The 12845-nt window shown below is 71.2% G+C and carries 13 protein-coding genes and 1 pseudogene; 4 read left to right on the forward strand and 10 right to left on the reverse strand.

From position 1 onward, the window contains the following. From QE381_RS04095 to rplU, 9 genes are all read right to left on the reverse strand, one after another. Positions 1 to 222: a hypothetical protein gene (locus QE381_RS04095; RefSeq protein ID WP_307215730.1), complete on the reverse strand. Its 222-nt coding sequence runs from the start codon at positions 220 to 222 to the stop codon at positions 1 to 3. Between the two features lie 49 nt (positions 223 to 271). Next, on the reverse strand, positions 272 to 1531 hold the full coding sequence (locus QE381_RS04100; protein WP_307215731.1) for a glutamate-5-semialdehyde dehydrogenase: 1260 nt from the start codon (positions 1529 to 1531) through the stop codon (positions 272 to 274). 42 nt (positions 1532 to 1573) lie between these two features. Further along, positions 1574 to 1870, reverse strand: a complete 297-nt coding sequence (locus QE381_RS04105; protein WP_307215733.1) for an SHOCT domain-containing protein — start codon at positions 1868 to 1870, stop codon at positions 1574 to 1576. Positions 1871 to 1987: 117 nt separating this feature from the next. After that, entirely contained in the window at positions 1988 to 2650 is a 663-nt protein-coding gene (locus QE381_RS04110) for a response regulator (protein ID WP_307215734.1), read from the reverse strand. Beyond that, on the reverse strand, positions 2647 to 3798 hold the full coding sequence (locus QE381_RS04115; RefSeq protein WP_307215735.1) for a sensor histidine kinase: 1152 nt from the start codon (positions 3796 to 3798) through the stop codon (positions 2647 to 2649). Before QE381_RS04115 ends, QE381_RS04110 begins: the two co-directional genes overlap by 4 nt. A 76-nt stretch (positions 3799 to 3874) precedes the next feature. After that, positions 3875 to 4711, reverse strand: a complete 837-nt coding sequence (gene proB / locus QE381_RS04120) for a glutamate 5-kinase (protein ID WP_307215736.1) — start codon at positions 4709 to 4711, stop codon at positions 3875 to 3877. Further along, on the reverse strand, positions 4708 to 6195 hold the full coding sequence (gene obgE / locus QE381_RS04125) for a GTPase ObgE (RefSeq protein ID WP_307215737.1): 1488 nt from the start codon (positions 6193 to 6195) through the stop codon (positions 4708 to 4710). Before obgE ends, proB begins: the two co-directional genes overlap by 4 nt. Positions 6196 to 6262: 67 nt before the next feature. Further along, positions 6263 to 6520 carry a 50S ribosomal protein L27 gene (rpmA, locus tag QE381_RS04130; RefSeq protein ID WP_307215738.1) on the reverse strand — a complete coding sequence of 86 codons (258 nt, stop codon included), beginning with the start codon at positions 6518 to 6520 and terminating at the stop codon, positions 6263 to 6265. Positions 6521 to 6541: 21 nt separating this feature from the next. Further along, positions 6542 to 6850 carry a 50S ribosomal protein L21 gene (rplU, locus tag QE381_RS04135; RefSeq protein ID WP_307215739.1) on the reverse strand — a complete coding sequence of 103 codons (309 nt, stop codon included), beginning with the start codon at positions 6848 to 6850 and terminating at the stop codon, positions 6542 to 6544. A 151-nt stretch (positions 6851 to 7001) separates the two neighbouring features. On the opposite strand from rplU, the gene QE381_RS04140 reads away from it, so the two are divergent. Next, positions 7002 to 7274, forward strand: a complete 273-nt coding sequence (locus QE381_RS04140; protein WP_307215741.1) for a DUF4031 domain-containing protein — start codon at positions 7002 to 7004, stop codon at positions 7272 to 7274. Between the two features lies 1 nt (position 7275). Here the strand turns inward: QE381_RS04140 and QE381_RS04145 are convergent. Next, positions 7276 to 9610: pseudogene (locus QE381_RS04145) on the reverse strand (Rne/Rng family ribonuclease). Between the two features lie 282 nt (positions 9611 to 9892). Between QE381_RS04145 and QE381_RS04150 the strand changes: the two are divergent. From QE381_RS04150 to QE381_RS04160, 3 genes are all read left to right on the forward strand, one after another. Continuing rightward, the gene (locus QE381_RS04150) at positions 9893 to 10489 is read left to right on the forward strand and encodes a vitamin K epoxide reductase family protein (protein WP_307215744.1); all 597 of its coding nucleotides are present in this window, start codon (positions 9893 to 9895) and stop codon (positions 10487 to 10489) included. Between the two features lie 91 nt (positions 10490 to 10580). Then, entirely contained in the window at positions 10581 to 12479 is a 1899-nt protein-coding gene (locus tag QE381_RS04155) for a hypothetical protein (protein ID WP_307215746.1), read from the forward strand. Between the two features lie 3 nt (positions 12480 to 12482). Further along, entirely contained in the window at positions 12483 to 12842 is a 360-nt protein-coding gene (locus QE381_RS04160) for a YbaB/EbfC family nucleoid-associated protein (RefSeq protein WP_307215748.1), read from the forward strand. Positions 12843 to 12845: the final 3 nt, after the last annotated feature.

Here is a 12845-nt window from a genome sequence, read left to right on the forward strand (position 1 = left end):
TCAGTGGCCGTGCCCGTGAGGCTGCAGATCCTTCGCGTGCTTCTCTGCGTAGACCGCCGACTTGCGCGGGTGACGGTTGGAGACATGACGGTAGGACAGCGTCACGAGCCCGAGGAAGAGGAAGACGATCGCCGCGACGATCGGGTAGCCGATCGTCTCGAGCATCACGTTGCCGTGGTGCTCGGTCTCTGCAGCGGCGGCCAGCAGCGTGGCGACGATCATCAGGACTCCGATCGGGTGGGCGACGTCAACGGTCGAGCCAGTCTATCGTTCACCGGCGCACCTGGCCGTCGCCGCGCACGAGCCACTTCTGGCTGGTCAGCTCGGGAAGGCCCATCGGACCACGAGCGTGGAGCTTCTGCGTCGAGATGCCGACCTCGGCGCCGAAGCCGAACTCGCCCCCATCGGTGAACCGCGTCGAGGCGTTGGCCATCACCACGGCGGAGTCGACCTCGGCCAGGAACCGCTCCGCCGCGTCCGGGTCTTCCGTGATGATCGACTCGGTGTGCTGCGTCGAGTAGTCGCGGATGTGCGCGAGGGCGCCGTCCAGGTCGTCCACGACGCGCATCGCGATGTCGAGCGACAGGTACTCCGTCGCCCAGTCGGTCTCATCGGCGGGGACGACGCCCTCCGCCCGAGCCGCGACATCTGCGTCGCCGTGCACCGTGACGCCGGCCTCCTGCAGCGCGGCCGTCACGGGTGCGACGAGCCGGTCGGCGGCGGCGCGGTGCACGAGCACGGTCTCGACCGCGTTGCAGACGCTCGGCCGCTGGACCTTGGCGTTGACGACGATCTCCTGCGCACGCTCGATCGGCGCCGACTCGTCGAGGAAGATGTGCACGACGCCGGCACCGGTCTCGATGACGGGCACGGTCGACTCGGTCACGACCCGTTCGATCAGGGCGGCGCTGCCGCGCGGCACCAGGACGTCGATGAGACCTCGCGCGTGCATGAGCTCGGCGGCACCGTCTCGTCCGAAAGAGTCCAGCGTCTGGATCGCCTCGGGATCGACGCCCTGATCGGCGAGCGCCGCGCGCATCGCCTCGACGAGCGCCGCGTTCGTGAGCTCCGCGGCCGTCCCGCCGCGGAGCACGACGGCGTTGCCGGAGCGCAGCGCGAGGGCGGCGATGTCGACCGTCACGTTGGGCCGTGCCTCGTAGATCGCACCCACCACCCCGAACGGGACCGAGACCTTGGTGAGCTCGAGCCCGTTCGGCAGCGTGCGCTGCTCGATCACCCGCCCGACCGGGTCGGGGAGCTCGGCGACGTCGCGGACGGCGGCGGCGAGCGCGGCGATGCGGCCCTCATCCAGACGCAGCCGGTCGCGCAACGCGTCGGAGAGGCCGTTCTCGACACCCCGGCGCAGGTCTTCCTCGTTGGCCTCGACGACGTCGGGCGTCGCCGCCTCGATCGCTGCGGCGATCGCGCGCAGCAGCTCGGCTTTCTCCGCGTCGCCCAGAAGGCCCACCTGGCGGGCGGCATCCTTCGCGAGCACCATGCGCTCCCGCGCGGTCGTCGTGGTGAGGCTCATTCCGTCATTCTAGCCAGCAGGACCGGCCCGACGGCCGGCTCCTCAGGCGTCGGGACGGTGGGCACGGAGGGCTTCCAGCCGCGCGCGGTACTCGGGCTCGTCCACCTCGCCGCGCGCGAACCGCTCGGCGAGGATCTGTTCCGCCGAGCTGCCTCGTGACGGTGCCGCCCAGGGGCCGGTCTGAGGAGCGAAACGGCGACGCCGGAAGACGAGGGCGAAGACGAGGGCCCCGACGAGCAGGAGGAAGACGAGCGGGATCAGGAACAGGAACGGCCCCGGGTGGGGACCCATCCAGTGCGCGACCGGCATCGCGGACAGGATGGTGAGGGAAGTGGACATGACATGACCTTTCGATCGAGCCGGCCGCCCATCGGCCGGCTCGATCCACTCTCGTCCGCGAGGGCATCGGGCGAATCCGGCGGCAGGCGACACTGCCCGTGCTCCCTCCGGAGTACGTCACTGCCAGCCGGGGGCGACCAGTCCCGTCTCGTAGGCGACGACCACCAGATGCACCCGGTCCCGGGCGTGCAGCTTCGTCATGATGCGCGAGACGTGCGTCTTCGACGTGAGGGGGCTCAGGAACAGCTCGCGGGCGATCTCCTCGTTGCTCAACCCGAGGCCGACCAGGCGCAGCACCTCGCGTTCCCGCTCCGTGAGCACGTCGAGCGTGGTGGCGGCAGGCACATCCCGCGCGCCGAGGGCGACGCGGGCCAGCAGCCGCCGGGTCACGCCCGGCGAGAGCAACGCATCACCGGCGGCTGCGGCGCGCACGGCGCGCACGAGGTCCGCGGGGTCCGTGTCCTTCACGAGGAAGCCCGCGGCACCGGCCCGCACGGCGCGGATGACGTACTCGTCGAGCTCGAAGGTCGTGACGATCACGACGTGGATGCCGACGAGCGCCGGGTCCGCGGCGATCTGCTCGGTGGCCCACAGCCCGTCGCCGTCCGGCATCCGCACATCCATCAGCACGACATCGACCGGCGTCTCACGCAGGGCCTCGATCAGGGCGCGCCCCGTGGATGCCTCGACGCGCACGTCGATGTCGCTCTCGGCGTCGAGCAATGCGCGGAAGCCGGCCCGCACGAGCAGCTGGTCGTCTGCCAGCGCCACCCGGATCACGGGTTCTCCGTCCACGGCAGCCGGGCGATGATCCGCGCCCCGCCGGAGGCGGCGTTCCCGATCTCGACGTCGCCGCCGAGCAGGGCAGCCCGTTCTCCCATGCCCCGCAGGCCGTGACCGTCGCCGACCGCTCCCACGCCCACGCCGTCGTCCTCTATCGCGGCGACGAGCGCCTCCCCCGACCGTTCGAGCGTGACGACGACGCGGGACGCGGCCGAGTGGCGCAGCGAGTTGGTGAGCGCCTCCTGCACGATCCGGTAGGCCGCCAGCTGCGTCGCCGGCGACGGCCGTGCACCTCCCAGGCGATCATCGAGCTCGACGCGGAGGCCCGGGCCGCGGGTGCGGCTCACGAGGTCGCCCACGGCATCGATGTCGCCCGCGGGGGCCAGCGGAGCCTCGCCGTCACGCAGGACCCCGAGGACGCCGCGGACGTCGTCCAGAGCGAGTCCGGCCGCATCCCGGATGTGCGTCAGCGACGCCCGTGCCTGCTCGGGATCGCGGTCGAACAGGTGCAGACCGACGCCGGCCTGCACACTGATCTGCGACAGCGCGTGACCGAGCACGTCGTGCAGCTCCCGCGCGATGCGGACACGCTCGCGTTCCTCGGCCTGCACGCGATGCCGATCCGCCGCCTCCCGCGCGGCCCGGAGACGCTGTTCCCGGTGACGGAGCGCGGTGCCGATCCCGAAACAGGCGGCGAGCGCGAGTGTCGCGCCGACCACGACCGGCGGCCGCCACTCCCGGTCGGTCAGCGACGCGGCGATGACCACGAGCGACCAGCCCGCCCCCACCGCGACCGCCGCCCAGACCAGCGCACCGCGTGCCACCGCGCCGACGATGGCGAACGCCAGCGCGACGTAGGGCGGCCCGGCCCCCGGCACAACCAGGACGTCGACGACGGCGAAGACGCTGACGACGGCGACGACCGGCCCGGGCAGTCTCCGCGCGGCGAGGAGCACCAGCGGACCCGCGATCGCCAGTACCACGTGCACGGTGGTCATCGCGGGCGCGGCCCTCGCGAGGACGGCGGCGTGCCACAGCGCTGCCGGCACCTGCACGACGAGCGAGATCGCCACGGGCAGGACCAGGCGCGCATGGGCGCTCGGGCGACGTCCGCCGACGCTCACGGGGACATCGGGCACCGACATCCCCTGATGCTATGCCCGCGCCGCGAGCGCCGCATCGGCTTCTCGCAGGCGGTCGGCGTACTCCGGCGGGAGTAGGTCAGCTACGCGCGCCGACCGTGCCGACCGCTCCCGTCGCGGGAGCGGGGACGGCGTTCGGATCGGGCTCGAACCAGGTGCCGACCGGCTCGCCCGCCAGCGCCTGCGCCACGAGATCCACGCTCGTGACGAGCACCCCGACGCCGGATGCCGCGGCCACACGGGCGGCCGACACCTTGGTGGCCGCTCCCCCGGTGCCGACGCTGTTGACGACGACCGAGCCGAACTGGAAGCCGGCGAGATCGTCGTCGTGTGCGACCCGCTCGATGGGACGCGCGCCCGGCTCGTCCGGCGGCCGGGTGTACAGGCACTCGATGTCGCTGAGGAGCACGAGGGCGTCGGCGTGGATGAGCTGCGCGACGAGCGCCGCCAGCCGGTCGTTGTCGCCGAAGCGGATCTCGTGGGTCGCGACCGTGTCGTTCTCGTTGACGATCGGCAGGATGCGCAGTCCCAGCAGCCGTTCCATGGCGCGGCGCGCATTGGAACGGTGGGTGGCGTTCTCGAGGTCTCCCGCGGTCAGCAGCACCTGTCCGGCGACGATCCCGAAGGGACGCAACGCCTCCTGGTACCGGTAGATGAGCATGTTCTGCCCCACCGCGGCGGCTGCCTGCTGCGTGGCCAGGTCGCTCGGACGCGTGTCGAGGTCGAGGAACGGCATCCCGGTCGCGATCGCGCCGGACGAGACGAGCACGACCTCGGTGCCGCGGCCGTGCGCCGCCGCAAGGCGCTCGACGAGCGGCTGGATGTTGCCGGCGTGCTCGCCGCTGATCGAGGAGGAGCCGACCTTGACGACGATCCGCCGCGCCGCGGGGAGCTCTTCGCGCTCGTGTGTGGTCACTCGTCCTCCTCGAACCGGTCCGTCTCCAGCTCCGCGCGCGCGGCGGCCTTCGCGTCCATCAGCTCGTGATACCGCTCGCGGCGCTGCGATGTCGTGCGCCGCGGGTTCTGGTCCAGACGCGGATCGGTGCCACGCGGGGCCACCATGACCTCGGCCGCCGAGGTCATCGACGGCTGCCAGTCGAAGACGATGCCGTCCCCCTCGCCGATCACGACGGTCGCGCCGGGCGCGGCACCCGCACGCACGAGCTCGTCCTCGACGCCGAGCTTGTTGAGGCGGTCAGCGAGGAAGCCGACGGCCTCCTCGTTCTGGAAGTCGGTCTGCTGCACCCAGCGCACGGGCTTCTCGCCGAGCACGCGGTAGACGGGCCCGTAGGAGCCGCCCTCGACACGCACGCTGAACTCGCGTTCCGCGCCGCGGGGACGGATGACGATGCGCTCGGGCGCGGGCGCGTCGGCGAGCGCCTTGCGGTGCTCCTCGACGATTCCGGCCAGGGCGAAGCTGAGCTCACGCAGTCCCTCGCGGCTCACGGTGGAGATGTCGAAGACGCGGTAGCCGCGTGCCTCGAGGTCGGCACGCACGAAGGCGGCCAGCTCACGGGCCTCGGGCACGTCGATCTTGTTCAGCGCGACCACCTGCGGGCGCTCGAGCAGCGGTGTCTGCCCCTCCGGCACGGGATAGGCGCCGAGCTCGGCGAGGATCACGTCCAGGTCGCTGAGCGGGTCGCGCCCGGGCTCTAGCGTCGCGCAGTCCAGCACGTGCACGAGCGCCGTGCACCGCTCGACGTGACGCAGGAACTCGAGACCGAGCCCGCGACCTTCGCTGGCGCCCTCGATGAGGCCGGGCACGTCGGCGATCGTGTATCGGATGTCGCCGGCCTGGACGACACCCAGGTTCGGGTGCAGGGTCGTGAACGGATAGTCCGCGATCTTGGGCCGCGCCGCGGACATCGCCGCGATCAGGCTCGACTTGCCGGCGGACGGGAAGCCGACCAGCGCGACGTCGGCGACGGTCTTGAGCTCCAGGACGACGTCGCCCTCCCAGCCGGGCGTGCCGAGCAGCGCGAAGCCCGGCGCCTTGCGCTTGGGCGAGGCCAGAGCCGCGTTCCCGAGACCGCCGCGGCCGCCGGGGGCGACCACGAAGCGCATGCCGGGCTCGATCATGTCGGTGAGGGTCGTGCCGTCGGCGTCCTTCACGACCGTTCCGACGGGCACCGGGAGCTCGAGCGACTCGCCGAGCGCGCCGGAACGGTGGTCGCCCATGCCGAACCCGCCGTTGCCGGCGGACCGGTGCGGCGAGTGGTGGTAGGACAGCAGCGTCGTGGTCTGGGGGTCGGCGACCAGCACGACGTCGCCGCCGTTCCCGCCGTTCCCGCCGTCCGGTCCCGCGAGCGGCTTGAACTTCTCACGGCGCACCGACACGCAGCCGTTGCCGCCCTTTCCCGCACGCAGATGCAGGGTCACTCGATCGACGAAGGTGGTCATCAGGGTGCCTGCTTTCGAAACGAGACGAGGGGCGAGCCGAAGCCCGCCCCTCGTCGAGAAGTGTGGATTACTCCGCGGCCGCCACCACGTTGACGACCTTGCGGCCGCCCTTGGTGCCGAACTCGACAGCACCGGCGGACAGCGCGAACAGCGTGTCGTCGCCGCCACGGCCGACGTTCGCGCCCGGGTGGAAGTGGGTGCCGCGCTGACGGACGAGGATCTCGCCGGCGTTCACGGTCTGGCCGCCGAAGCGCTTGACGCCGAGGCGCTGCGCGTTCGAGTCACGGCCGTTGCGGGTGGAGCTTGCGCCCTTTTTGTGTGCCATCTGAAGCGTCCCCTCTTGGCCTTACTTGATGCCGGTGATCTTGACGCGCGTGAGGTCCTGACGGTGCCCCTGACGCTTCTTGTAGCCGGTCTTGTTCTTGAACTTCTGGATCACGATCTTGGGGCCGCGCTCCTCGCCGAGCACCTCGGCGGTGACGGTCACCTTCGCGAGCTTGTCGGCGTCGGTGGTGACGGTGTCACCGTCCACGTGCAGCACGGCGGGGAGCTCGATCGTGTCGCCGATCGAGGCCGACTGCCGATCGAGGACGACGATGGTGCCGACCTCGACCTTCTCCTGCCGACCGCCGGCGCGCACAACTGCGTAGACCACTTCACACCTGTTTCGTCTGGGAGCGCTCGGCTCCGGTAACAAAGACTGCGGTGCGGATGTCTCAACGCACCAAAGGAATACTTTACCGGATCCGGAGCCCAGGGGCAAAAGCGCGCATCGCCGTGTCGCGAGCGGAATCTAGAATGCCGGGATGACCGTGCTGATCGACGACCCCCGCTGGCCTGCGCACGGACGGCTGTGGGCGCATCTGATCAGCGACTCGGACCTGGAGGAGCTGCACCGCTTCGCCGCGCGCAACGGCATCCCGCGCCGCGGTTTCGACCGCGATCACTACGACGTCCCCGAGGAGGCGCACGCCCGCCTGGTCGCGGCGGGCGCGCGTCATGTCGACGGCCACACGCTCGTTCGTGCGCTCATCGCCTCGGGACTGCGCATCACGGCCCGGCAGCGCCGGGCCGTCTGAGTCACTCCGACTCGGGGGTGTGGACGACGGGCGTCCCGCTCAACGCGGCCGTCGTGACACGGCGCCGCGCGCGCCCCTGCCCGGGAGCCTTCGGCTCCGGCAGCGCGTTCAGCACGGAGTCGAGCAGGATGTCCTTCTCGGTCTTGGGCGCCTGCGGCTCCGGACGCTTGCGACGCTTGCGGGGCCGCTCCTCGGCGACCTCCTCGACGACGACCGGCTCCACGACGTGGGCCGCCTCCGGCTCCTGCTCGTGGTGGATCGTGGATGCCGCGATCTGCGCCAGCGCGGACTTCACGCCCTCCGTGATCACGTGCGCTCCCGCGCCCTGCGCCGGGCTTGTCGCCGCCGGGCGGCTGCGACGAGCGTTGCCGCCCGCCGGCGACGCGGCACGGTGCTTCATGACCGGGTCGTGGTGCACGACGACGCCGCGGCCCGCGCAGACCTCGCAGGGCTCGCTGAAGGTCTCGAGCAGCCCGAGACCGAGCTTCTTGCGCGTCATCTGGACGAGGCCGAGCGAGGTGACCTCGGCCACCTGGTGCTTCGTGCGGTCACGGCTCAGGCACTCGATGAGCCGTCGCAGCACGAGGTCGCGGTTGGACTCCAGCACCATGTCGATGAAGTCGACGACGATGATGCCGCCGATGTCGCGCAGCCGGAGCTGACGCACGATCTCCTCGGCCGCCTCGAGGTTGTTCTTGGTGACGGTCTCCTCGAGGTTGCCGCCGGAGCCGACGAACTTGCCCGTGTTGACGTCGACGACGGTCATCGCCTCGGTGCGGTCGATGACGAGCGACCCGCCGGAGGGCAGCCACACCTTGCGGTCGAGGGCTTTCTCGATCTGCTCCGTCACGCGGAACTCGTCGAACGGGTCGTGATCGCCCTCGTACCGCTCGACACGCTCGAGCAGGTCCGGGGCCACGCTCTGGAGGTAGCTCTCGATCGTCTGCTGCGCCTCTTCGCCCTGGATGAGCATCTTCGTGAAGTCCTCGTTGAAGACGTCGCGCACGATCTTGACGAGCAGGTCGGGCTCGGAGTGGAGCAGAGCGGGAGCCTGCATCGACTCGACCTGACGGCTGATGTGCTCCCACTGAGCCGTGAGCCGCTGCACATCGCGGGTGAGCTGCTCCTCCGTCGCCCCCTCCGCGGCCGTGCGCACGATGACACCGGAGGACTCGGGCAGGACCTCCTTGAGGATGCGCTTGAGGCGCGCACGCTCGGTGTCGGGAAGCTTGCGCGAGATGCCGTTCATGGCACCGGCGGGCACGTACACGAGGTAACGGCCGGGGAGCGAGATCTGGCTCGTCAGCCGCGCGCCCTTGTGGCCCACCGGGTCCTTCGTGACCTGGACGAGGACGCGGTCACCGCTCTTGAGCGCGAGCTCGATGCGGCGCGGCTGATTGCCCGTCTCGACGTTGTCCCAGTCGACCTCGCCCGAGTACAGCACCGCGTTGCGGCCACGGCCGATGTCGACGAAGGCCGCCTCCATGCTCGGGAGCACGTTCTGCACGCGGCCGAGGTACACGTTGCCGATGAGGGATGCGTCCTGGTTGCGGGCGACGTAGTGCTCCACGAGGACGTTGTCCTCGAGAACCGCGATCTGGACCCGGCCGTTCTTCGAGCGCACGACCATGACGCGGTCCACCGCCTCACGACGGGCGAGGAACTCCGCCTCGGTGACCACGGGGCGGCGGCGTCCGGCATCGCGGCCGTCGCGACGGCGCTGCTTCTTGGCCTCGAGCCGCGTCGAGCCCTTGATGCGCTGCGGCTCGGTGATGACCTCGACGGCGCGCGGAGGCCGCGGGGCCTCGTTCTGCTCGCCGCCCTCGCCGCGGCGACGGTTGCGTCGGCGGTTCGAGCCCGCGGAGGCGGGACCGGTGCGCTCGGGCTCCTCGTCGGGCAGGGCCGGCAGCGGCACGATCTCGGGGGCGTAGAAGTGGAGCGCGGTGCTGACCGCGGACACGAACTGCTCCGGCAGCAGCCCAAGCGAGACGGCCGTCACAGGAGCCTCCGGCTCTGCCGGCTCCGCGGCTGCGGGCTGGGCGGCGGCTTCCTCCGCGGGCGCGGCGGCGGGCTGATCGGCCTCGTCGGACGACGATGCCGGCGTCGGCTGCTCGACCCTCTTCCGCGACGGGCTCGTCCACCTCCCGGGCGACGGGCTCCTCGCTCGCGGTGGGCTCCTCGCTCGCGACGGCCTCCTCGCTCGCGGTGGGCTCCGGAGCGGGCGCCGTGGCCTCGTCACCGGTCGGCGCCGGCGATGGCGCCGTCTCCTCCGGGAACGTCAGAGTCGCGTCATCCGCGGCGTCGTGTGCTGTCTGCGTGTTCTCATCATCGGCCATCACCGGCGTACTCCCTGGCGGGGCGACACCGCGCGTCGCCCGGCGAAATCTGGTGCGGCGCCGCACCAGCGGTGCCGCGAACTCACTCGGTCTGCAGTCGGCTCGTCGCTCGAACTGCGGCGGGCGTTCGTCGCCCGAAAGTCTGCGATGATGCGCGGCGCGGCGCGGCCGCAGCACGCATCTGGATCATTATCGCATCCTCGGCGCGTTTCTGCGCGATCGACGCTTTCTTCCGGCCGTGTGGCGGGCGATCGGTCAGCGGGCGGTGCGATAATCCGACCCATGCCCGATGCCCCAGCGCCGCACCGCTCCCCCGCCCTCGCCATCCTGCTGATCGTGGGAGGTCTGCTCGGGCTCCTCGCGTCGTTCTCACTCACGATGGACGACATCGCGCTGCTCCAGGACCCGAATGCCGGCCTGAGCTGCAATGTGAACGCGTACCTGCAATGCGGCAAGAACATCGGCTCGTGGCAGGGCAGCGTCTTCGGCTTCCCCAACCCGATCCTCGGTCTCATGACGTTCCCGGCTCCGGTCGCGGTCGGCGTCGCGCTGCTGGCGCGAGCCCGGTTCTCGGCCTGGTTCTGGTGGCTGTTCAACGCAGGCCTGACGTTCGCGATCTGCTTCGTCTTCTGGCTCGCGTTCGAGAGCATCTTCGACATCCGCACGCTGTGCCCCTGGTGCGCTCTCGTGTACCTGGTCGTGATCCCGATGTGGACCGGGACCACCGTGCGCAATCTGGCCGCGGGACTGGCGGGCCCGGCGCTGGCCCGGGTGGGCCGCGCCCTCGTCTGGTGGGTGCCGCTCATCAGCCTCGCGGGCTACATCGTGATCTTCGGCGCGGCGCAGCTGAATCTCGACATCCTCGGGACGCTGTTCTGACGCCGGCGCGTTCTCCACAGCCCTGACGGATGCCCCCGCGCTCCGCCCCGGCGCTCGGTTAGGGTGGCCGCGAGCGGAGAACGGGGGTGCCATGACGGGCAGAACGCACATCGCGATCGACACGGACGTGCTGCACGCACAGTCGTCGACGCTCGCTCAGGCGACCTCGACGCTCGGAAGCGCCGCAGCCGCCGCGTCGGGCAACGTCCCGGCCTCGGCATTCGGAGTGCTGGCATCGAGCATCCTCGTCCCCGCGGTCAACGGCCTCGCCGACCAGGCGGCGCGCCTTCTGACCGACGCCGGCCGCGTGACGGCCGCCATGCAACGCGGCGTCGACACCGCGCGCGCGGCCTTCGACGACGTCGAGGGCGAAGCCGTCGCCGTCATGCGGGAGTACGAGCGCGTGAGCATTGCGGCGACCGTTGCGGCACGGCTGCGCAGCGAGACGTGGGCAGCGGGCGTTCCTCGCGGCTCCGACCAGGGGTGCACCTCGATCCCCGGTCTCGTCGGATGGGTGCTGACGTACGTCCAGCCGCTTCCGCAGTGGCTCGACGAGCTGCAGGGCGACCCGGGCGCCGTCTCCGCCCGCAGCGCCGAGTGGAGCACCGTCGAGGCGACGGTCGGCGAGGTCGCGGAGGATCTCGAAGCGGCGCGCCGCGCACTCGACGAGGGCGACGGGCGCACCGTGCGCGCGCTCCGCGAGCGTCACGGCGAGCTGTCCGAGCTGCTGAGCGACGTACGGGACTGGTCGGGTGCCGCCTCCGCCGCGCTGGCACTCGCCTCGACGCTCGTCACGGCCTGCCGCGACGCCGTCTGCGGGCTGCTCTCGTCCCTCGCCCGCCTCGCCGACTCGATGGTGGGCTTCTCGCTCAACCCCCTCGACAAGCTGAACGACATCCGACGGTTCGCGGACGCGGCCTGGGACGTCGTCGAGCTCGGCCGCGACCTGATCGACGCGCTCCTGACCTCCGTCGCGCAGCTCGCGCGGCTGCTCGCCGAGCTCGCGCCCATCGTCGAGGACGGCCTCGTCGTGCTGCGGGACCTCCTGGGCCGGATGCTGCCGGCGTTGACCGGGATCATCGGCGGCCCGCTGGCCTACCTGCTGGGCACCGGGCTCGGAGACCTCCTGCGCGCGGACCCTCGGGTCGGTGAGCTCGATCCCGCGGACGCAGCCGATCCGGCGCAGTACGAAGCGCTCATGGAGCGGGGCGAGATCACCTCCCCCGCCGATCTCATCGCCGGCAACCGTCTGATCGACCGCATCAGCGGCGACGAGCAGACCGCGATCAGCGTCACCACGGTGCGCCGCCCGGACGGATCGACCTACACGCTCGTGAACCTGCCGTCCACCCAGGACTGGGGCGTCCTCAAGGGGTTCTTCGGGGGCGACTGGGCGGACACCTTCGCCGACCTCGGTCCGATGAACGACCTCGACAGCAACATCGCCCTCATGGTCATGAACAACCCGGTGCTGCGCACACAGTACGAGCGGGCCGTCATGCAGGCGCTCTCCGACGCCGGGGTCCCGCCCGGGTCGGACGTCGTGTGGTCGGGCTTCAGCCAGGGCGGGATCATGGCGGGCAACCTCGCCGCGGACGGCTCGCTCCCCTACGACACGGTGGGCGTCGTCACGAACGGCTCTCCCATCGACGGGTTCGACATCCCCGGGAACATTCCCGTGCTGCAGGTCGAGCACGTCTCCGATCCCGTCGCCAAGCTCGACCTTCAGACGCCGGTGAGAGGGCACCCCGAGATCTACAACGGACCGCTCGGGCCGGGCTTCGGCACGACCGCGACGGTTCCCGACAACGTCGACTGGGTCGTCCTCCCCGACCCCGGTGGATCCATGTCCCCGGGCGACACCCACAACGCGGACAACTACGACAAGGACTTCACCGGCTATCTCGACAACGGCGGAGCCCTCAAGAACGACTGGAGCTTCCTCAACGGCACGGTCGAAGAGGTCTATGTCGCACGAACAGGAGAGTGACGGATGAGCACGGACATCGATACACGTCTGGAGGCGGCACGGGCGCGACTCGACGCGCAGCTCGCTGCTGCCCGCGAGGCTCGCGCCGACCTCGATTCCGGACTCGAACAGCTCCGCACCATCACCGCCACCGTGCGGAGTGAACGGGGCGAGTGCGCCGTGACGGCCGGCGTCGAGGGAGCGGTCACCGCCATCCAGCTGGACTCGGATGCCGAGGCAGGGCCGGCGCTCGCGGCGACGCTCACCCGCACGATCGCCCGCGCGCAGGCCGCCGCCAGGGAGGCCGCGGCGACACGGGCCGCAACCCTTCTCGGCGAGTCCTCGCCCATCGTGGCTCAGTTGCGCCAGCACGGAGGGCGGTGATCC

The sequence above is a fragment of the Microbacterium sp. SORGH_AS_0888 genome (assembly GCF_030818905.1).
GTDB lineage: Bacteria > Actinomycetota > Actinomycetes > Actinomycetales > Microbacteriaceae > Microbacterium.

Coding starts and splice junctions, on each gene's coding strand:
- QE381_RS04095 (WP_307215730.1), bottom strand. CDS start 222: ATGATCGTCGCCACGCTGCTGGCCGCCGCTGCAGAGACCGAGCACCAC.
- QE381_RS04100 (WP_307215731.1), bottom strand. CDS start 1,531: ATGAGCCTCACCACGACGACCGCGCGGGAGCGCATGGTGCTCGCGAAG.
- QE381_RS04105 (WP_307215733.1), bottom strand. CDS start 1,870: ATGTCCACTTCCCTCACCATCCTGTCCGCGATGCCGGTCGCGCACTGG.
- QE381_RS04115 (WP_307215735.1), bottom strand. CDS start 3,798: ATGTCGGTGCCCGATGTCCCCGTGAGCGTCGGCGGACGTCGCCCGAGC.
- obgE (WP_307215737.1), bottom strand. CDS start 6,195: ATGACCACCTTCGTCGATCGAGTGACCCTGCATCTGCGTGCGGGAAAG.
- rpmA (WP_307215738.1), bottom strand. CDS start 6,520: ATGGCACACAAAAAGGGCGCAAGCTCCACCCGCAACGGCCGTGACTCG.
- QE381_RS04140 (WP_307215741.1), top strand. CDS start 7,002: ATGACCGTGCTGATCGACGACCCCCGCTGGCCTGCGCACGGACGGCTG.
- QE381_RS04150 (WP_307215744.1), top strand. CDS start 9,893: ATGCCCGATGCCCCAGCGCCGCACCGCTCCCCCGCCCTCGCCATCCTG.
- QE381_RS04155 (WP_307215746.1), top strand. CDS start 10,581: ATGACGGGCAGAACGCACATCGCGATCGACACGGACGTGCTGCACGCA.
- QE381_RS04160 (WP_307215748.1), top strand. CDS start 12,483: ATGAGCACGGACATCGATACACGTCTGGAGGCGGCACGGGCGCGACTC.